This is a genomic window from Virgibacillus dokdonensis (genome assembly GCF_900166595.1).
In the GTDB taxonomy this organism is placed as follows: domain Bacteria; phylum Bacillota; class Bacilli; order Bacillales; family Amphibacillaceae; genus Virgibacillus; species Virgibacillus dokdonensis.
The window spans coordinates 230473-251131 of the sequence record NZ_LT745762.1 but is presented as its reverse complement, the minus strand read 5'-3'; the positions used below and the strand labels follow the sequence as shown (position 1 = coordinate 251131).

Sequence of the window (20659 nt, the reverse complement as noted above, 5' to 3'; positions counted from 1 at the left end):
TGGACGCTTAGTGGGGCAAATACATTTGAAAGAGGCCTTTATCATGGAATCTAGCGTAGTGTTTTTTCGTAGCGGTTACTATCTATATTTAACTTGTTTGTTTATAGAACCCAGTAAAGTGTACATAAATAGATTGCCGGAGATGTAGAGGTTATAACTATGTCGAAAATAACTTGGCACATACGTGGATATGTAAGGGAGTTTATTAAATGAAAGTGAATCGATGGGCTTTATCTATAAAGATTTTGTAAGAAGGACAAGTTTTTCTAATAAGAACAAGTTGACAGATACCCTTATTTTTACGTATAATTACAAAGACTGTCTGATGAAGGATTAAGAAATGGTATAATTCATCCCTTAGGGAGGTGCAAGATAAATGAAAAGAACGTTTCAACCTAATAATCGTAAACGTAAAAAAGTACACGGCTTCCGTACACGGATGAGCACGAAAAATGGTCGTAAAGTAATTGCTCGTCGTCGTCGTAAGGGTAGAAAAGTCTTGTCAGCATAGACCACTGAACCATCAGTGGTCTTTTTTTCACTAGTAGGAAAGTATAAAAATTTTACCGTTTATCGTAGAACAAAGGCGCGGGGCGCACGGTTAGCAACGTAGCGAGTGGAACGAATCAACTAAAGTTTTAGGAACCATGCCCTACAACAGGGGTATGCTGACGCACTAAGGTAAGCCCGTTTTTAGTGGGCTTCCTATTTAGCACGAACCGATAGTGACTTAGCTTAGGCAATGGAGTGAAGTCGCCTCGTTGCTGGGCACTGGAGCCGGACGTGGCTATTCCGTTAAATTGGTATCCAAAAGCAACAAACAAATTTTATACTTTCTTATTTCTTTCAGAAATAACGATAGCGTTTTCTGCCATGGGCTGGTGAGCAGCTAAGTTCTTCTAAACAAAATTGTAACATTGGCGAAGATTTTCTTTACATAAAATGAATGAATCTTCCATCCGTGTATGTAGTTTTTAATGTAGTAAAGGTGATCAATTTGAAGAAAGAATATCGAATTAAGAAAAATAGTGATTTTCAATATGCCTTTAAAGCAGGGAAATCCTTTGCAAACCGTCAGCTCGTTATTTATTATGTGAAGAGAGAGGGACAGTTGCATTTCCGAATGGGGCTATCAGTTGGTAAAAAAATTGGGAATGCAGTAACAAGAAATCGTATTAAGCGATATTTGCGACAGGCTTTCTTTGAGCTAAAGGACGAAATTGCTTATCCATATGATATTGTTATCATTGCGAGACAGCCAGCAAAGCAAATGACCTTTTCGGAAATCAAAAAAAGTTTAACCCATTTGTTATATAAAGAACAATTGTTAAAAAATCAATAAATTTAATATAGAATCTTCCCTTTATTTAAGTTAAAATAACGATAGGTGACAGAAAAACTTGTCTTTTACTAGTACTATAGTATAGGAAAGTATAAAAATTTTTGGTTTATCGTATAAGAAAAATGACAGCTTTCGCTATAAGAATTGGCGATAAGTCTAGTTTTTTAATATAGAGTTAGGAGGAAATGTGTTGCGTAAAAAGTTTTGGTTGCTAGTAGTGCTTATTGGTTTACTGGCAATTTTATCTGGTTGTACAGAAGTAAACGAGCCGATTACGAGTGAAAGTGAAGGAATTTGGAACCAGTACTTCGTATATCCAATTTCATGGCTTATCACTTATTTTGCAGAATTATTTAATGAGAATTATGGACTGGCAATCGTTCTCGTAACAATTATTGTTCGTTTATTACTGTTGCCATTAAATGTGAAACAATTAAAAAGCTCGAAGGCGATGCAAGATATTCAGCCAAAGATGAAAGAGCTGCAACAAAAATATAGTTCAAAAGATGCGAATACCCAGCAAAAGTTGCAACAGGAGACCATGGCTTTATTCCAAAAGCATGGTGTAAATCCACTTGCCGGTTGCTTACCGATTTTCGTTCAAATGCCAATTTTAATTGGGATGTATCATGCGATTATGCGAACAGAAACGATTAAAACACATAGCTTTTTATGGTTCCAATTAGGGGAACCAGATCCATTCTTTATTTTACCATTAATTGCTGGTGGGGCGACATTCCTACAGCAAAAGTTGATGATGGCAGGAAGTCCTGCTGCACAAAATCCGCAAATGATGGTTATGCTTTATGTTATGCCTATCATGATCGGTGTCTTTGCTATTTTCTTCCCGTCTGCTTTAGCGTTATACTGGGTAGTAGGGAATATCTTTATGGTTGCTCAAACGTTATTTATTCGTAAGCCAATGATGGCTGCAAATAATGGAGGAGACAAAAAGTGAGAGAAATAACTGCTAGTGGACAAACAGTTGAAGAAGCGGTCCAGGCAGCTTTAGAGCAGTTAAAAACAACCAGGGACCAAGTTGAAGTTGATGTCATTGATGAAGGTAAAAAGGGATTGTTCGGCGTATTTGGTACGAAACGTGCTTACGTTAAAGTCAAAATCGTTGAAAATCCAATTGAAAAAACGGAAAAATATTTGCAGCAAATATTCGAACAAATGAATGTTTCTGCAACGGTGCAGACGACTGTAGTAGACCATCATGTTACGTATGAAGTAACAGGCGATGATATTGCTTTATTGATTGGAAAAAGAGGTCAGACGTTAAATGCGCTACAATATTTGTTGCATTTGGCGATGAATAAAAATGCTTCTGAATTTTACACAGTCACATTGGATGCAGAAGGATACCGTGAACGTCGCAAAGAAACATTAGAAGCGTTGGCGAATAGAATGGCGGATAAAGCAGTTCGCTTAAATAAAAAGGTAGCTTTAGAGCCTATGCCTGCTTTTGAGAGAAAAATTATTCATAACGTACTACAGGAAAATAAGGCTATTACTACTTATTCTGACGGTAATGAACCACATCGACATATTGTTATTCAACCCTAAAGCAACGCTATAGATCCTATCTAGTTCTTCAGCTAGATAGGATTTTTTATTTTACACGTATATCCAATGCTTATGCAACTTGTGAAAAAGGGAGATGAGTTTTAGTCAGATATCCACATGTGCATAACTTTAAGAAACGAAGAAGAAAAAATAGGTTGTGGATAACTGTGTTTTGTGATATTCTATTAAGTTAGTGACGATAAAAAAACGCACTTCATATAGATATTCATGTATAGGTTGGAGGTGATTAGCAATGGAAACAGAAACAATTACAGCTATATCAACACCAATAGGTGAAGGGGCAATTGCAATTGTTCGTTTAAGCGGCCCTGAGGCTATTTCCATCACAGCTAATGTTTTTAAAGGAAAAAATTTAGGTGATGTGGCTTCACATACAATACAGTACGGGAAAATAATCGATCCTGAGACAAAAGAGGTTGCCGAGGAAGTTATGGTTTCAGTTATGCGAGCACCAAAAACGTTTACCCGTGAAGATGTTGTAGAAATTAATTGTCACGGGGGAATGGTTGCGGTTAACCGTGTATTGGAAATTATTTTAAGCCAAGGAGCTAGACTAGCTGAGCCTGGTGAATTCACGAAACGTGCTTTTTTACATGGGAGAATTGATTTATCGCAAGCAGAAGCAGTGATGGATCTTATTCGAGCGAAAACAGATAAAGCCATGTCCGTTGCATTAAAGCAGATGGATGGCCGCTTATCTGCGCTTATTCGTCGTTTACGCCAAGATTTGTTGGAAACAGTGGCACATGTAGAGGTTAACATTGATTATCCAGAATATGATGACGTCGAAGAAATGTCCCATGATATGATGCGCACGAAATCAAAAGAGGTGTATAAAGAAGTTGTTGAGCTTCTACAAGTGGCGAAACAAGGCAAGATTTTACGAGAAGGTTTAGCAACAGCGATTATAGGACGACCAAATGTTGGCAAGTCGTCACTAATGAATACACTTGTTCAAGAGAATAAAGCAATTGTTACAGAAGTTCCAGGAACCACTCGCGATATTATTGAAGAATATGTTAGTGTAAGAGGGGTTCCTTTACGGTTAGTAGATACCGCTGGGATTCGTGAAACAGAAGACATTGTTGAAAAAATTGGCGTAGAACGATCTCGTCAAGTACTAAAAGAATCAGATTTAATTTTATTTGTACTAAACTATAATGACGTGTTATCAGAAGAAGATGAAAAGTTATTTAAAGCAATAGAAGGCTTAGATTATATCGTTATTATTAATAAAACGGATTTAGAGCAAAAGTTAGATTTAGACCGTGTCTATGAATTGGCTGGCGGAAAACCAATTGTTATTACTTCCTTGGTACAAGAAGAAGGGGTAAATGATTTAGAAGAAGCCATTGCAAAAACTTTTTTCGCTGGTGATATAGATACGGGCGACCTCACATATGTTTCGAACGTCCGTCATATTCAACTGTTGAAACAAGCCAAACAAGCTTTAGAAGATGCGATGGAAGGCTTAGAACTTGGACTACCGTTAGATGTCGTACAAATAGATGTAACAAGAACGTGGGAATTACTAGGTGAAATCATCGGGGATACTGCAAGTGACAGCCTTATTGATCAGCTTTTCTCACAATTTTGTCTCGGAAAATAAAGTTACTTTAATTTAGAAAGGATGAGACCAATGACTTATGATGCAGGACATTATGATGTAGTCGTGGTCGGTGCAGGTCATGCAGGTGTAGAGGCTGGGCTTGCGGCTGCTAAAATGGGAGCAAAAACATTAATGCTCACACTTAATTTAGATATGATCGCATTTATGCCATGTAATCCTTCTATTGGAGGACCAGCAAAAGGGATCGTTGTAAGGGAAATTGACGCACTAGGTGGTGTCATGGGTAAAGTGATTGATAAAACGCATATTCAAATGCGTTTGTTGAATACAGGAAAAGGGCCTGCCGTTCAAGCGCTTCGGGCGCAAGCGGATAAACCTATGTATATTAAGGAAATGAAAAATATTGTAGAAAATGAGAAAAATCTTACATTGCGCCAAGGAATGGTAGATCGTTTAGTAGTTGAAGATGGTGTCTGTAAGGGAGTTGTTACAGAAACCAATGCCTTCTATCGTGCAGAAACCGTCATTATTACGACAGGAACGTTTATGCGAGGGAAAGTGCTTATGGGAGATTTGGAATATGAAAGTGGCCCAAATAATCAACGACCAACGATTAAATTGTCCGAAAACCTAGAAGAACTAGGTTTTGAAATTACGCGGTTTAAAACAGGTACACCTCCACGTGTAAATAGCCATACGATTGATTATTCAAAAACAGAAATCCAACCGGGAGATGAGACACCCCGCAGTTTTTCATATGAAACAACAGAATATATTACAGATCAAATTCCATGCTGGTTAACGTATACGAATGAATTTACGCATGAAATTATCAATGAGAACCTCTCTCTTTCTGCTATGTATTCTGGAATGAAACGTGGAACAGGTCCGAGATATTGTCCGTCTATTGAGGATAAAATTGTCCGTTTTAACGACAAGCCTCGCCATCAAATTTTCTTAGAGCCAGAAGGAAGAGATACAGAAGAAGTGTATGTACAAGGGTTATCGACTTCTTTACCTGAATCGGTACAGCATGGCATGGTAAGAAGTGTAGAAGGGTTAGAGAATGCAGAAATTATGCGAGCTGGCTATGCGATTGAATATGATGCAATTGTGCCAACACAGCTATGGCCGACATTGGAAACAAAGAAAATCCCCGGTTTATTTACGGCGGGGCAAATTAATGGTACTTCTGGTTATGAAGAGGCAGCAGCTCAAGGGATTATGGCTGGTATTAATGCCGCTGCAAAAGTATTGGGGAGAGATCCAGTCATTTTAGATCGATCACAAGCTTATATTGGTGTGCTTATAGATGATTTAGTGACAAAAGGGACAAATGAACCGTATCGACTATTAACATCCCGTGCAGAGTATCGCTTACTATTAAGACATGACAATGCTGACTTTCGTATGACAGAGCTAGGCTATGAGCTAGGCTTAATTACGGAAGAGCGTTATGCAGCATTTAAGGAAAAATATCGCCTCGTAGAAGAAGAAAAGAAACGATTGCAAAAATTAATCATTAAGCCTACAGAGGAAGTAAATGCATTTTTAGAAACAGCTGGGGCATCAAAGATGAAGGAAGCTGTAAAAGCATATGATCTTTTAAAGCGACCAGAGCTGTCGTATGACTTATTAGCACCAATTATTCATGCGGATCCGTCACTTCCACATGATGTTACGGAACAAGTCGGTATTCAAATTAAATATGAGGGATATATTAAAAAGGCGAATGATCAAGTAGCACGCATGCTGAAAATGGAAGAAAAGAAAATACCAGAAGATATTGATTATGATGCAATTAGTGGTATAGCTACAGAAGCGAAAGAGAAGCTGAAAAAAGTCCGTCCACTCTCTGTCGGGCAAGCATCGCGTATTTCTGGAGTAAACCCAGCTGATATATCTATTTTAGTTGTTTATATGGAGCAAGGAAATATAGTACGTCTGGCTAATTAATGATAGTAAGCAGATTTAGCTTATAAGTAGCTAAGTCTGCTTTTATCTAAATAAGGAGTAGAACCATGAAACGAGAACAAATTTTTCAAGTATTAGAGGAAAAGGGAATAAAGTTAACCGCATATCAAAAGGAACAATTTTCCATTTATTACACAACATTAATGGAGTGGAACGAAAAAATTAACTTAACTGGTTTAACGGAGGAGGCCGATGTTTATTTAAAGCATTTTTATGATTCAATAAGTGCAGCGTTTTACTTTAATTTTAATCATGTGCAATCGATTTGTGATGTTGGTGCAGGAGCGGGTTTCCCTAGTATCCCGTTAAAAATTTGCTTTCCACATCTAGAAGTTACTATTGTTGATTCATTAAAAAAACGAATTGGTTTTTTAAATGAATTATCCACTGCTTTGTCGTTAGAAAAAGTTGCCTTTTATCATGACAGAGCCGAAAACATGGGCAAAAATGCAGCTTTTCGTGAAACTTTTGATGTAGTAACTGCAAGAGCGGTTGCACGTATGTCTGTATTAAGTGAACTTTGTTTGCCACTAACAAAAAAACAAGGGACTTTTTTGGCTATGAAAGGTGCAAAAGCAGGGGAGGAGATAGAATTAGCTAAGCCTGCGATTGAGGTTTTAGGTGGGGAATTAAAACAAATGTACACGTTTACTTTGCCTGAGGAAGAAAGTGAACGCTCCATTATTGAAATATATAAAGCAAGAAAAACACCTAAAAAATATCCACGAAAAGCTGGACTTCCAAATAAAGAGCCAATTGAATAGTGTGAAACACATGTCTAATGTTAGGATCTATCCCGGATAGAAGGTGCTGTAAGGATCCTACTGTATTAATTGAAAGAAAGCGTCGAAGTGGGGGATAACAGCATCTAATTTGCTCTAGCCATGAAGGGGATGAAAAACCCCGACTGATTAATGAGTATTTTTCCTATTATATATATGGTAAAATAAAGGCAATGTATGTGTTTGTGATTAAGTAATAATTTTGTATAGCGCTAGCAGTTTGCTGCTGCGTTTTTTCTTATACTGCTACTTTTATAGTTAGATAAGTAACTGTAACAGGAGTTCTATTTTAGGTTATATCTCTGTATCGTAAATTATCGAGAGAGTTTATATAGATTGAATATTCAATTTATTCATTTAGTAAGGTATATATCTTTTTCGCTTACTCTTTATCTATCTTCTATTTAAGATAGAGAGAAACAAGTTTCCCTTTATAAGCGCTTTTCCTGTGCTATAATATTTATAGTTATTCCATATAAAATGTTCCACGTGAAACATTTTATATTTTATACATAGATCATATTATAATAGTATATTAGAGGTGGTGTGGGATTATGGTGAAGCCCTTTAACCGTTTTTTTGGAATCGGTGATAAACCTGAACAGGAAAATGATTCCGATTCAGGTATAGATATTCACTCCAATGAAGTGATACAGATCCCTGTTAAAAATATAAAACCTAATCGTTATCAGCCTAGGTCAATTTTTAGTGAAGAAAAGATAAAAGAACTTGCTCAAACGATACAAACACATGGTATGATCCAACCAATTATCGTTAGGCAATTGGTTGAAAATGACCAGACAGAACAACACTATGAAATTATTGCTGGGGAAAGAAGATGGCGAGCAGTGGAGTCCTTAGGATGGGAACATATTTCTGCTATTGTCAAAGAAATGACGGATACAGAGACTGCTTCCGTTGCGCTTATAGAAAATTTACAACGTGAAGAACTAACGGTTATCGAAGAGGCAACAGCGTATGCGCAATTATTAGAGATTCATGATTTAACCCAAGAAGCACTTGCTCAACGATTAGGAAAAAACCAATCAACCATTGCAAATAAGTTACGATTACTTAAATTGCCTCAAGCAGTTCAGGAAGCATTGCTAGGAAAATATATCACAGAGAGGCATGCTCGAGCCCTCATTAAATTAAGTGATGAAGAGGAACAAATTAAATTATTACAAGAAATCATTGAAAAACATTTAAATGTAAAGCAAACAGAAGAAAAAATAGCAAAAATGAATGAGCGAAAAGAAAAAACGGCAAAAAGGAATACAGTTAAACGAAAAGGTTTTAATAAGGATATTCGTATTGCAATGAATACGATACGTCAATCCCTTAACATGGTTTCTGATACAGGTGTTGAAGTTGAGTCTGATGAACAAGATTTAGAAGATTATTACCAAATCACGATTAAAATTCCAAAGAAGAAATAATTCATTTATATATTTAAGTTTAATAATCACCATATCGTTTAAGAAAAGGATTATACTTATTGTACTATAGGAAAAGATAAGATCCTTTGATTTATAATATAAGAAAACTGGCTCCGCCATAAAAAAGGTGGTAAGCCAGTTTTTCTACAGGATACCCATCTGGTGGGTGTTTTCACTATTTACGTTTATCTTATAAGAAAAATGACGGTGTTTTTACGCCAATCCATGTATTTCTTAAGAATTATGTCTACTAAAATTACGAATCGCTAACAAAATTGAAATTAGTCAACTATTTAGAAGAAAAAATGATAAAATAGATAGTATATCGTTTTAGGTAGGTGTCAACATGGGAAAAATAATGTCCATCGCTAACCAGAAAGGTGGCGTAGGAAAAACAACATCATCTGTTAATTTAAGTGCTTGTTTAGCACATTTAGGAAATAAGGTTCTTCTTGTAGATGTAGACCCGCAAGGTAACGCTACAAGTGGAACAGGTGTAAATAAAGCAGATGTAAAACATTGTATTTATAATGTCCTTGTAGAAGAGTTACCTGCGGAAGAAGTATGTATTTCTACAACGATTGAAAATTTAGATATTATACCTGCTACTATCCAATTAGCTGGGGCAGAGATAGAGTTGGTGCCAACAATATCTAGAGAAATACGGCTTAAAAAATCATTAGAGAATCTGAAGCTAGACTATGATTACATTATCATTGATTGCCCTCCATCACTTGGGTTATTGACTTTAAATGCACTAACTGCTTCTGACTCCGTCATTATTCCAGTACAATGTGAGTATTATGCTTTGGAAGGACTAAGTCAGTTGCTAAACACCATTAGACTAGTACAAAAGCATCTTAATAAAACACTTATGATTGAAGGAGTGTTATTAACTATGCTTGATGCTAGAACCAATTTAGGCTTACAAGTTATTGAAGAAGTGAAAAAATATTTTCAAGACAAAGTCTATCAAACGATAATTCCACGTAATGTAAGATTAGGAGAAGCGCCAAGTCATGGTTTGCCAATTATTACTTATGATGCAAAGTCAAAAGGTGCAGAAGTATATCTTGAGTTAGCGAAGGAAGTGATGGCCAATGGCGAAAGGGTTAGGTAAAGGAATTAATGCTTTCTTTCCAGAGGTTGAGGAAAAACAAGATGATGTTATTGAGGAAATTGCTATTTCTGAGTGCCGTCCAAATCCATATCAGCCTCGAAAAACTTTTCACGCAGACGCTATTGATGAGTTAAAAGAATCTATTCTTGAGTACGGTATTATTCAGCCTTTGATTGTTCGAGCGAGCATTAAAGGCTATGAAATTGTCGTAGGAGAAAGAAGATATCGTGCAGCTAAAGAGGCAGGATTAGATAAGATACCAGTCATTATTAAAGAATTAACCGATGATAAAATGATGGAACTGGCATTATTGGAGAACTTGCAGCGAGAGGATTTAACTCCTATCGAAGAGGCCCATGCGTATGCTAACTTAATGAACGAATTAAACATCACACAGGAAGAATTATCTAAACGCTTAGGAAAAAGTAGATCACACATCGCTAATATGGTACGATTGCTTTCTTTGCCAGAGTCCGTTATTGCCTACATAAATAATGGAGAGCTTTCCATGGGACATGGGCGTGCTATACTGGGTCTGAAGGATAAAACAAAAGTTAAAGCCTTAGTACAAAAAATACGAAAAGAAAAATTGAATGTAAGGCAGGTAGAAAAATTGATCGTTCAATTGAACGAAAAGCCTGTAAAACAAAAAGAAAAACCAAAGAAAGATGTATTTATTCAAGAAAGAGAAACTTTTCTTAGAGAAAGGTTTGGAACTGCTGTAACCATTCAACGTGGCAAACGTAAAGGTAAAATTGAGATAGAATTTTATAACGATAACGATTTACAGCGTATTATTGATACGCTTGAAAATGAATGATTCCATGTTTTTAGAAGTTGATTTGTGACTTGGATAACAGTAGAAATAAGAACTTGGGAGACTGACAATATTGTCAGTCTTTCGTTTTACACTGTAAGAAAGTATGAAATTTCAGGGTTTATAGTATAAGAAAAACAACGGCTATTGTCTAAAGACTTTGGTGATAGCCGTTGTTTTTCTAAAATTTATTTGCTTTGCTGAAAGGCACTAGATAAGAGAAGACAGTTTTTTCGTAATCAATATGCATGAGCTATGATTAAATTTTCCTACAATCGTGTTTTCATATAAATGTAAGTTACATACAATTGTTTCACGTGAAACAGTGACATATTTAAATAGGGGAGGCGGACAAAATAGCATTATATGGTACCATTATAAATGGAGTTTTAATTATTATTGGCAGCTTACTAGGTTTAGTATTCACTAAAATTCCAGAGCGGTATAAAGAGACTATCATGCAAGGAATCGGTTTAGCTGTCTTATTAATTGGTTTGCAAATGGCTTTTGTTACGGAACAAATTATTGTGGTTTTACTAAGCTTACTAATGGGAGCTGTTATAGGAGAATGGCTTCGCTTAGAAGACCGTTTAAATCAATTAGGAAAATGGGTTGGCAATCAATTAGGTTCTAAAGAAGATGATACACGAGTTTCGCAAGGTTTTGTTACAGCCTCTTTAATATTTGTAATTGGTGCAATGGCCATTATTGGAGCATTAGATAGTGGTTTGCGGGGAGATCATGAAGTTTTAATAACAAAAGGCATACTAGATGGCTTTGTCTCCTTAGTATTGACGACAACGTTAGGATTTGGTGTTATATTATCAGTTATTCCTGTACTATTATATCAAGGTTCTATTGCTCTATTAGCTACACAAATAGAAGGTATCGTGCCTAAAGCATATTTGGATGGTTTCATCACTGAAGTAACAGGGGTAGGCGGCTTATTAATTATAGCAATTGGACTAAATCTATTAAATATTACATCTATAAGAATAGGAAATCTATTACCAGCTGTTATAATGGTAGGCTTCGTTTACTCTGTGTATCTACTATTTTTGTAACTATACATGTAGGGTAACATAGTTAGAAAAATTTGGCTTATACTCTCCTATAGCTGAAAAAACCTTGTTTTTCTAATACTATAAACCAAAAAATCTTATGATTTCCTATAGAGAACAAAAGGAATAGTGTGCATAACCTATCCCTTTTGTTCCATCTATAGTCCATATGTATAGGAGACGAGAGGGGAGCATCAATTGGAGGAAGAAAAAATTGTCCAATTAATGAATTTCTGACTTTTGCATTAGCTCGCTTGTCATGGGCTTCACAAAGAGAATGATTCTTATATGGTCGTTGAAACCACAGCTGGCATTCTTTTTCTATATGTTAAACGTTGATCTACTTCATCTAAAAGGTCGGCAATTAATTTGGCCATTGCCATAACAATCTGCAGTCTCGTATTTTGTAAAACAGCGTATTCCATAAATCCACTCACATTAACAACACCAGTAAGATGAGCATCTCCTATAGCAGGAAGCGGTTTATTTAATGCTGCACCAGGTTTAATAGGTCCTCTTCCTGCAATGATTTTTCCTACAGAATGTTGCTTTCCTAAACAAGCATCAATGGCTATAATAAAAGGATGTCGGTATGATGTCTCAATCTGATGTAGATAATCTGCTAAATTGACAGCATGAACGGGATTATCCAACGTGCCATAGATAGAGATATGCCTCGGTTTCTTCTCAGAAAACAAACTCCCAACAAGCGGTCCTAAAGCATCTCCTGTAGAACGGTCTGTCCCAATGGATACAACAACATATTCCCGTGGGGACTGAGGGAGAAGCGCTAAAAAACGATCTAGCATATTCAAATGGAATTCCGGATCTGTATAGTGCATACGAAATTGATCGTGATTATCCAATAATTTGTTTTTAAAAATCATAGCTTATCCTCCAAAGACATATTGGTATAGTATACGGATATTTTCCTGAATCTATACGTAGATGATTAAAATAAATGGAGGAAATGAGATGATACGAGCAGGGATGCAATGGATGTTTTTAATTATTGGTACAACGATTGGGGCAGGGTATGCTTCAGGAAGAGAATTATGGCAATTTTTTGGTCATGAAAGTGGACTAGCTATTATTTTATTTGCCTGTTTTTTTACTATTTGTTGTATAGGCATTATGAATGTGAGCTACACACGAAAGTCTACCCACTACTTACCAGTTTTACGAGACATTGTAGGTGTGAAATTAACAAAAGTGTATGACGTGATGATTTTTATTTATTTGTTTACAACTACTGTTATTATGATTGCTGGTAGTGGTGCAACATCGCAAGCGTTTAATTACCCTTACTGGTGGGGAATAAGTATAATAATTGTTGCGCTTATACTACTATTTTTAAAAGGAGTGAATGGCCTCCTATCTATCAACCAATTTATACTACCAATATTATTAACAGGGCTTGTGTTTGTACTATTATGGTTTACGATTGATCAAAAATTGGATCTTTTTTCACATTGGCATGAACAACGAAATTGGATGGCCGCATTTCCTTTTACGGCATTAAATATACTTCCGCTAATTGCTGTCTTGGGAGCAATCGGACATAAAGTACAATCAAAACAAGAAATATGGATTGCTTCTATTGGCAGTGGGCTTACACTTGGAGTTATTTCGTTTATTTACAATAATAGTTTAATTCAAATTGCTGATGAAGTACTAGTATATGAGATTCCATTATTTGCTATTATGAAGAACTATCCATTACAAATGCTCGTTTTTATGAGTATATTATTATGGTTTGCTATTTTTACCACAGCTGCTTCAGGAATACTTGGCATTGTGAGCCGTGTACAAGACTATGTCAAGCAACCATTATGGTTGATTGTTTGCTTGACCTTGGTTACAATGATTCCATTAACAGCTCTCGGTTTTTCAACCTTAATTCAATACTTATACCCCATTTACGGTATATTAAATTTATACGTATTAACGCGATTATTATTTCTTCCTTTTTGGGATAAACTGGAAAAAACAAAAATATAGATTTTGAGAAGGCAAGGGAGGCTTAGGATGAATTTAGCACAAAGCACAGTAGAAGAAAATGTAGAGAAAGAAGTAGATAATTTTCATAAACTGATGAATGATGCATGGGATTATTTAACAGGTGCCGATTTATGGTTTTCAGTTGGAAAAGGTATGTTGCAAATTATACTTATTCTCGTATTATCTCTGATGGTCATTCGTATTTCTCGGAAAGTAGTGGACCGGTTATTTAAGAAGCGGGATAAAGGCCCCCTTCGAATTACAGAGCGTCGGGAAAACACGTTAAAAAAATTAATTAAAAATGTGATTGCATATGTCGTTTATTTTATCGCACTCCTTATGATTTTAGATGGTGTGTTTGGTCTGGAAATAGGAGCATTAATCGCTGGTGCAGGTGTCGCTGGTTTAGCAATTGGTTTTGGTGCGCAAAATTTAGTCAGAGACATTATCTCAGGATTTTTCATTATTTTTGAAGACCAATTTTCCGTAGGCGATTATGTTGGTGTCGCAGGTATTGAAGGAACGGTGGAAGAAATCGGTTTAAGAACAACGAAAGTATTAAGCTGGACAGGTGAAATGCATATTTTACCAAATGGTAATGTCACCCAAGTCATCAATTATTCCGTTCATAATGGGTTGGCAATCGTGGATATTAATGTACCTTATGAAAGTAGTGTCGACGACGCAGAGCGCTTAATAAATGAAGTTGCCGTTACACTACCAGATAAATATGATTTTGTTGTAGGTACCCCAGAAATTATTGGTGTACAAAATTTAGAAGCATCCCATTTTGTAATTCGTGTCATTGCAGAAACATTACCTGGTTTTCAATGGGCTGCAGAAAGAAATATTCGCCGTGATATGCAACATTACCTTTATCGCTCAGGAATTGAAATACCTTCTCCAAGAATCGTGATGTATTCTCGTGATCAGAAGCAAGAATTATTGGATTATAGCCAAAGGAAACAGTTTCATGATAGCTCGAGTAATCGAACAGGATATCCGGATCTTGAATCGCATGGTGAACAGTCCCCACAAAGAGAAGGCGATGAATAAGCAGAATAATCATTAATAGAAAAAACTATGGGGAGGCACAGATTTTCTAATGTTGGGGATGATGCAATGAAAAAAGTAGTATACGATGATTATTACAAGGAAAATATTATTTTGGAAATCCATATCCAGCTCTCGTTCGTTTTTTCACAAATTATCAATCGAAAGGAACTGTACTTGATTTAGGTTGTGGGCAAGGAAGAGATTCATTACTGCTTGGAGAACTAGGATATAAAGTAGTTGGAGTGGATCATTCAACAGTTGGAATAAACCAAGTTAATAAAGAGGCTGAAAAAAGAAATATAGACGTTAAAGGAATAGTCGATAACGTATTTGACTTTCCGATTCCCGAGGATACAGATTTTGTATTGTTAGATTCCATGCTACACTTTTATAAAAATGTTATAAGAAAAGAGACCGCTTTTGTAAATAAAATACTATTCGAACTTAAAAAGGCGAAGTGTTTGTGAACTGTATGTTAAAAGGAGCTACACGTGAAAAGATTCTAAAGAAAATAATTACGGAGGCTCAACATGAATGCAATACACTATTCAATGTCTATACGGAATATCGTGAGGCCAATGCAGAATATCATCTGCTTGCCGTTATAAAGAAGTAGAATTTAACTTACTTTTACACTATAGGCAAGTATGTAATTTTTTAATTTAAACTCACTAGCATTGCATAAATATGGTTTGAAAATTCAGTAAGCATCTTTGCAGGATTTTTTGCCAAAAAGACAAAGGCTAAACAAAGGTGGTCTGTCCATTTGGAAAAATTATACAATTAAACTATTAGCAACAGCGACACTGTATGTATTTACGGAATAGATCTATCGTCAAATCTGCGAATCCAGATGTACGCAGGTTTCCACAGCGCTTTATTTAACCAGCGGCTAATTCGGAGTAAGGACTTCTTACTCCTCATCTCTAACTGGATAAGTACATGTAAACAGTAAGCAATAAGTGCAAGGAAAATTTGATTTTGAATGGCAGTTTCGCTCATGCCATAAAAGTGTTTGATCTCTACATGCTGTTTGAGCCATTTGAAAAATAGCTCTATGGCCCACCGTTGACGGTAAATTTCACTAATCTCTTCGGAATTTAGATCGAAACGGTTAGTAATTAATCGTAGAATGTTTCCCTTTGTATCCACTACTTCAAGTAGGCGGAATACATTCTCTGTACGATTTTGCGTCGAACCGATGTAAACCATCTTGTCGGATAAAACCGTAGCATCTTTAGGTATAGAAAATGATTCTACTTCACGAGTGATGGCGTTTTTCTTCAGTCTTGATACGAAAAAATAGCCTTCATCTGTCATTCGATCAAATCGTTCATAATCAACGTATCCACGGTCAAACACATACATGGCTTCTTTGTCGTCTACGAGAACTTCCAGTTGATTTCTGTCATGTTCTTTGGCTGTTGTAATCACTGCTTTTTCAGGATAGACGGTATCTTTATTCATAAATATAAGTCGTAAATGTAGCTTAACTCCTGCTTTTGTTTTACGGAACTTTGCCCACTTATGATTCGTTAAGTTTAATGGAAGCGTGCTAGAATCAATGATTTTCAATGGCATGTATTTCCCGTTTTTAGATTGGATACCTTTTATTTTGTAAACAAGGTCCAAGAATAAATGGGAAAGGATCATTGGATTCATTTCATTATTCTTCCTTGATAGCTGAGATGTACTAATCGATTCAAACCCCAGTGCTTTCTGAAGTCCATCATCTATTAGGGCATCGCTCATTTCTTCCAAGCTCTCGAATCCTTGCAGTTGGGCAAGTAACATGAGCTTTATATACCCTGCAGTTGTTAGCTTTTTTGTGTAGTAATCTTGTTTATTTTCTTCTACTTGTTCAAATAGTTTTTTCGTATTTATAGGTGAAACCCATTTACCAAATGATGATTTTAGTGTATTCTTGTCCATACGGATTATCCTTTACTTTTGGATTTGGACAGGAACCACCTGTACTTCCATTGTAAAGGATTTTTTTGTATCATGAACACGTAATTATTAAACATTTTCAGTATTTTGAATCATCAGGTTTAATTAATGCAATGCTAGTGATTTAAACTATAAGAAAAAAAGGCTTTTCCATAAGACTTGGGGACAAGCCAAGTCTTTCTAACATGTTAAGGTTGAGATAGTTCATTTTACAAAGATAAATAATGAAGGAGAACATGGCTATGGAAGGAAAACAATTTGCACTACATGATGTCGTACAAATGAAAAAGCCACATCCGTGCGGCGAAAACCGTTGGCGAATTATACGGATGGGAATGGATATCCGTATTAAATGTTTGGGCTGTGATCATAGTGTCATGATCCCACGTAAACAATTTGAGAAAAAAATGAAAAAAATACTGGAAAAAGCAGAAGAATAAGTACGAACATAAAGGGAAAAAGAAATTTTTTCATGTGTAAAGAAATAGCGATGACCGTATTAAAATGGTATAATTATGATTAAAGATAAAGAGAAAATGAAAATTAATAGGGTAAAGTGTAAAAGTAGGCAGCTATTTCTGTCTACTTTTACTTTTTGTTAGCTTGTCATTTGATTGGCTTGTATCTATAATGAAAAGGACAAACGTGTTCATATGAATGGAATCCTTAAGGAGTGAAATAGGCATGTCTTTAACAGCAGGAATTGTCGGTCTTCCAAACGTCGGTAAGTCCACGTTATTTAATGCAATTACCCAAGCTGGAGCAGAAGCAGCAAACTATCCGTTTGCGACTATAGATCCAAACGTAGGAATTGTAGAAGTACCAGACAAACGCTTAAATAAATTAACAGAATTAGTAAAACCAAAAAAGACAGTACCGACAACATTTGAGTTTACAGATATTGCAGGTATTGTAAAAGGCGCAAGTAAAGGGGAGGGATTAGGTAACCAGTTTTTATCTCATATTCGTCAAGTAGATGCTATTTGCCAAGTCGTCCGTTGCTTTGATGATGAGAATATTACGCATGTATCTGGAAAAGTCGATCCAGTTGAAGATATGGATATTATTAATTTGGAATTAATTCTTGCAGATTTGGAAACGGTGAACAAACGATTCCAACGTGTGGAGAAATTAGCTAGGCAAAAGGAAAAATCTGCTGTTGCAGAATTTGAAGTATTAAGTAAATTGAAGACAGGATTAGAAGAAGAACAACCAGTTAGAGCAATGGAGTTTAATGAAGAACAATGGAAAATTGTTAAAGGGCTACATTTGCTTACAAGTAAGCCAACGCTTTATGTAGCTAATGTAAGTGAAGAAGAAGTAGAAGATACAGATGCCAATGAGCATGTTCAAAAAGTAAAAGCATATGCAGAAAAAGAAAATGCAGAAGTGATTGTCGTTTGTGCAAAAATAGAAGAAGAGATTTCCGAATTAGATGAAGAAGAAAAAGCCATGTTCTTGGACGATTTAGGTATTACAGAATCGGGTCTGGACAAGCTGATTAAAGCCTCTTATCATTTATTAGGATTGGCGACATATTTTACAGCGGGAGAACAAGAAGTTCGTGCTTGGACGTTCCGTAAAGGGATGAAAGCACCGCAAGCTGCTGGAATCATTCATACTGATTTTGAACGTGGTTTTATCCGTGCTGAAACGGTGTCCTACGATGATTTAGTAGCAGCTGGATCTATGACAAAAGCGCGGGAAAATGGAAAGGTACGGTTAGAAGGGAAAGATTACATCGTTCAAGATGGCGATGTTATCCACTTCCGATTTAATGTGTAAACGTAAAACAGGATCTCTCGAAAAACTTGTCATTTGTAAGATGATTTGGTATAATACACTATCGTGAGTAATTAAATTTTATGAATTACTCCTTGCTCTCATGACGACATTATATACCGTCGAATATTGGGAGCCGCTAAGTCCAAAAGGAGGTGCTACGGATGAGAAAATACGAAATCATGTACATCATCCGCCCAGACATGGAAGAAGAAGCGCAGACAGCTTTAATAGAGCGTTTCAATGGTATTCTTACTGATAATGGTGCGGAGATTGAAAAAGTTGATGAAAAAGGCAAAAAACGCCTTGCTTATGAAATCAATGACTATCGTGATGGGTATTATGTAATCATTAACTTCAGCAGTGATGATCAAGCTATTAATGAGTTTGACCGTCTAGCAAAGTTTTCTGATGATATTATTCGTCATATTGTCGTTCGAGAAGATGATCAATAATAAGGAGTGGTTCGGATGTTAAATCGTGTCGTACTTGTCGGCAGGTTAACGAAGGATCCTGATTTACGTTACACCCCAAGTGGCGTAGCAGTTGCCAATTTCACACTTGCGGTAAACCGTCCATTTTCCAATCAACAGGGGAACCGTGAAGCAGATTTTATTAACTGTGTCGTTTGGCGTAGAGCAGCGGAAAACCTGGCGAATTATATGAATAAAGGTAGCATGGTTGGTGTGGATGGACGAGTGCAAACACGCCGATTTGAAGGCCAAGATGGAAAAACAGTATTTGTTACTGAAATAGTGGCAGAAAGTGTTCAATTTTTGGAAACAAAAGGTTCTTCTCAGGGCGGGGGACAAGGTGCATCAGGATTTCAACCAAACAGAAACCAAGGTCAATTCGAACCGCAATCCAACCCATATGAACAAAGTCAAAGTCAAAGTCAAAATAACAAGGAAAATCCATTTCAAAATAATGGAGAACCTATTGAAATATCAGATGATGATTTACCATTTTAATTAAAAGGAGGTCATATTGATGGCAGCTCGTCGCGGTCGTGCAAAACGTCGTAAAGTGTGTTATTTTACAGCGAACGGAATTACACACATTGACTATAAAGATGTTGACTTGCTAAGACGTTTTATTTCTGAACGTGGAAAAATTCTTCCTCGTCGTGTAACTGGAACTTCTGCAAAATATCAACGTAAACTAACGAAAGCAATCAAACGTGCTCGTACAATGGCTTTATTGCCATATGTTGCTGAGTAATCATATAGAAGCCATCTTTTGCTACCTTGCAGAAGATGGTTTTTTTGCATTATAGGAATGTTTTTAAACCTTCATAAAAAAATGGTAGTAAAGTTCGCGTAGGAGTTTGAACTATTCTCCAAACCCATATGCTGCAAAAGTTTCTGTTGCCTTTTTAGAATTTATAAAATCGGTTAACACCTTCGCATCATGATGATTTGTACTATAGGAAGTAATTCCCGTTTCATAAACGATGGATGGATGGAGGTGCTCGTCAATTTCATAGATCACGTTTACGTCCTCGTTTTGAACCGTGTTGGAAGCATATACAACGCCAAGTGTTTGCGTATTCTCTCTCACCTTTTCCATAATATCTGCTATATCTTTAACATAGACAGTTTTATTTTTAATGGTGTCCCATATATTTACTTCATTTGATTGAAAAGCTTTTTGTGCATAATCACCAGCTGTTACATTCACGGGATCACCTAGAACGAGTTCTTTAAAAGGAGCCTGTTTTACATCACCTAAATCTTCTATTGATAACTCTTTATCCGTATGTGATATTAATACGAGTTGATTGTGAGCAAACTTTTTTTGCGAACCATTTAGAATTAATCCTTCTTTTTTTAACGTATCCGTCCACTCTTTATTTGCAGATAAGAGTAGGTCAATGGGAGCACCTTGTTGAATATTACCAGCTAATTGGCCAGAACTTGCAAAATTTACTTCTACTGCTATCGTCGGATGTTCTTTTTCAAATTGCGTAATTAGTTTAGGAAGTACATCTTTCAAACTGGAATCTGCAGCTACAAGTATTTTATTTTGTTCAGCAGGTTGCTCGAAAAGTTGTTCTTCCTCAAACAGAGCGCACCCTGTTAGAAAAACGATGCTGATGCAAAGGATAAAAATATGCTTCATGTAAGTCCTCCTAGTGCTCATAATATTCTATCACTGTTCTAATATTCAAATGAA

21 protein-coding genes and 1 pseudogene are annotated in these 20659 nt (G+C 36.2%); 19 read left to right on the top strand and 3 right to left on the bottom strand.

Annotation, left to right across the window (positions count from 1 at the left end):
- The first annotated feature begins 376 nt into the window (after positions 1-376).
- The 11 genes from rpmH (at position 377) to B2C77_RS01500 (ending at position 11698) form a co-directional block, all read left to right on the top strand.
- A complete protein-coding gene (gene rpmH, locus B2C77_RS01550) occupies positions 377-511 on the top strand; it encodes a 50S ribosomal protein L34 (RefSeq protein ID WP_050350585.1) in 135 nt (44 codons plus the stop codon).
- 486 nt (positions 512-997) lie between these two features.
- Positions 998-1342, top strand: coding sequence for a ribonuclease P protein component (rnpA, locus tag B2C77_RS01545; protein ID WP_077702085.1), 345 nt, complete (start codon positions 998-1000; stop codon positions 1340-1342).
- Between the two features lie 190 nt (positions 1343-1532).
- Positions 1533-2300 carry a YidC family membrane integrase SpoIIIJ gene (spoIIIJ, locus tag B2C77_RS01540; RefSeq protein WP_077702084.1) on the top strand — a complete coding sequence of 256 codons (768 nt, stop codon included), beginning with the start codon at positions 1533-1535 and terminating at the stop codon, positions 2298-2300.
- Positions 2297-2911 (top strand): RNA-binding cell elongation regulator Jag/EloR, encoded by a 615-nt coding sequence (jag, locus tag B2C77_RS01535; RefSeq protein ID WP_077702083.1) that lies wholly within the window; start codon positions 2297-2299, stop codon positions 2909-2911. The genes spoIIIJ and jag overlap by 4 nt, the downstream gene beginning before the upstream one ends.
- Positions 2912-3164: 253 nt before the next feature.
- Complete coding sequence (gene mnmE, locus B2C77_RS01530) at positions 3165-4541, top strand: tRNA uridine-5-carboxymethylaminomethyl(34) synthesis GTPase MnmE (RefSeq protein ID WP_077702082.1); 1377 nt, start codon at positions 3165-3167, stop codon at positions 4539-4541.
- A gap of 30 nt (positions 4542-4571) precedes the next feature.
- Entirely contained in the window at positions 4572-6458 is a 1887-nt protein-coding gene (gene mnmG, locus B2C77_RS01525; protein ID WP_077702081.1) for a tRNA uridine-5-carboxymethylaminomethyl(34) synthesis enzyme MnmG, read from the top strand.
- A gap of 65 nt (positions 6459-6523) precedes the next feature.
- Positions 6524-7240, top strand: coding sequence for a 16S rRNA (guanine(527)-N(7))-methyltransferase RsmG (gene rsmG, locus B2C77_RS01520; protein ID WP_077702080.1), 717 nt, complete (start codon positions 6524-6526; stop codon positions 7238-7240).
- Positions 7241-7812: 572 nt separating this feature from the next.
- Positions 7813-8697, top strand: coding sequence for a nucleoid occlusion protein (noc, locus tag B2C77_RS01515; protein WP_077702079.1), 885 nt, complete (start codon positions 7813-7815; stop codon positions 8695-8697).
- Positions 8698-9043: 346 nt separating this feature from the next.
- Positions 9044-9817: a ParA family protein gene (locus B2C77_RS01510; RefSeq protein WP_077702078.1), complete on the top strand. Its 774-nt coding sequence runs from the start codon at positions 9044-9046 to the stop codon at positions 9815-9817.
- Positions 9798-10637, top strand: a complete 840-nt coding sequence (locus B2C77_RS01505; RefSeq protein ID WP_077702077.1) for a ParB/RepB/Spo0J family partition protein — start codon at positions 9798-9800, stop codon at positions 10635-10637. The genes B2C77_RS01510 and B2C77_RS01505 overlap by 20 nt, the downstream gene beginning before the upstream one ends.
- 353 nt (positions 10638-10990) lie before the next feature.
- A complete protein-coding gene (locus tag B2C77_RS01500) occupies positions 10991-11698 on the top strand; it encodes a DUF554 domain-containing protein (protein WP_077702076.1) in 708 nt (235 codons plus the stop codon).
- A gap of 281 nt (positions 11699-11979) precedes the next feature.
- Here B2C77_RS01500 and yyaC read toward each other — a convergent pair whose 3' ends face one another.
- Complete coding sequence (gene yyaC / locus B2C77_RS01495) at positions 11980-12582, bottom strand: spore protease YyaC (RefSeq protein WP_077702075.1); 603 nt, start codon at positions 12580-12582, stop codon at positions 11980-11982.
- Positions 12583-12670: 88 nt separating this feature from the next.
- Between yyaC and B2C77_RS01490 the strand changes: the two genes are divergently transcribed.
- The 3 genes and pseudogenes from B2C77_RS01490 to B2C77_RS21925 all read left to right on the top strand — a co-directional run.
- Entirely contained in the window at positions 12671-13696 is a 1026-nt protein-coding gene (locus B2C77_RS01490; protein WP_077702074.1) for a YkvI family membrane protein, read from the top strand.
- Positions 13697-13723: 27 nt separating this feature from the next.
- Positions 13724-14752, top strand: a complete 1029-nt coding sequence (locus B2C77_RS01485; protein WP_077702073.1) for a mechanosensitive ion channel family protein — start codon at positions 13724-13726, stop codon at positions 14750-14752.
- Between the two features lie 191 nt (positions 14753-14943).
- Positions 14944-15219 (top strand): annotated as a pseudogene (locus tag B2C77_RS21925) (methyltransferase domain-containing protein); the annotation flags it as partial.
- Positions 15220-15568: 349 nt separating this feature from the next.
- On the opposite strand, the gene B2C77_RS01475 reads toward B2C77_RS21925, so the two are convergent.
- Entirely contained in the window at positions 15569-16684 is a 1116-nt protein-coding gene (locus tag B2C77_RS01475; protein WP_077702072.1) for an IS4 family transposase, read from the bottom strand.
- Between the two features lie 260 nt (positions 16685-16944).
- On the opposite strand from B2C77_RS01475, the gene B2C77_RS01470 reads away from it, so the two are divergent.
- The 5 genes from B2C77_RS01470 (at position 16945) to rpsR (ending at position 19705) form a co-directional block, all read left to right on the top strand.
- Complete coding sequence (locus B2C77_RS01470) at positions 16945-17142, top strand: DUF951 domain-containing protein (protein ID WP_077702071.1); 198 nt, start codon at positions 16945-16947, stop codon at positions 17140-17142.
- A 244-nt stretch (positions 17143-17386) separates the two neighbouring features.
- On the top strand, positions 17387-18487 hold the full coding sequence (gene ychF, locus B2C77_RS01465) for a redox-regulated ATPase YchF (RefSeq protein WP_077702070.1): 1101 nt from the start codon (positions 17387-17389) through the stop codon (positions 18485-18487).
- A 161-nt stretch (positions 18488-18648) separates the two neighbouring features.
- Positions 18649-18939, top strand: coding sequence for a 30S ribosomal protein S6 (gene rpsF, locus B2C77_RS01460; RefSeq protein WP_073010523.1), 291 nt, complete (start codon positions 18649-18651; stop codon positions 18937-18939).
- Between the two features lie 15 nt (positions 18940-18954).
- On the top strand, positions 18955-19455 hold the full coding sequence (gene ssb / locus B2C77_RS01455; protein ID WP_077702069.1) for a single-stranded DNA-binding protein: 501 nt from the start codon (positions 18955-18957) through the stop codon (positions 19453-19455).
- 19 nt (positions 19456-19474) lie between these two features.
- Positions 19475-19705, top strand: coding sequence for a 30S ribosomal protein S18 (gene rpsR, locus B2C77_RS01450; RefSeq protein ID WP_050350602.1), 231 nt, complete (start codon positions 19475-19477; stop codon positions 19703-19705).
- 111 nt (positions 19706-19816) lie between these two features.
- On the opposite strand, the gene modA is transcribed toward rpsR, so the two are convergent.
- Complete coding sequence (gene modA / locus B2C77_RS01445) at positions 19817-20605, bottom strand: molybdate ABC transporter substrate-binding protein (RefSeq protein ID WP_176087256.1); 789 nt, start codon at positions 20603-20605, stop codon at positions 19817-19819.
- Positions 20606-20659 lie beyond the last annotated feature (54 nt).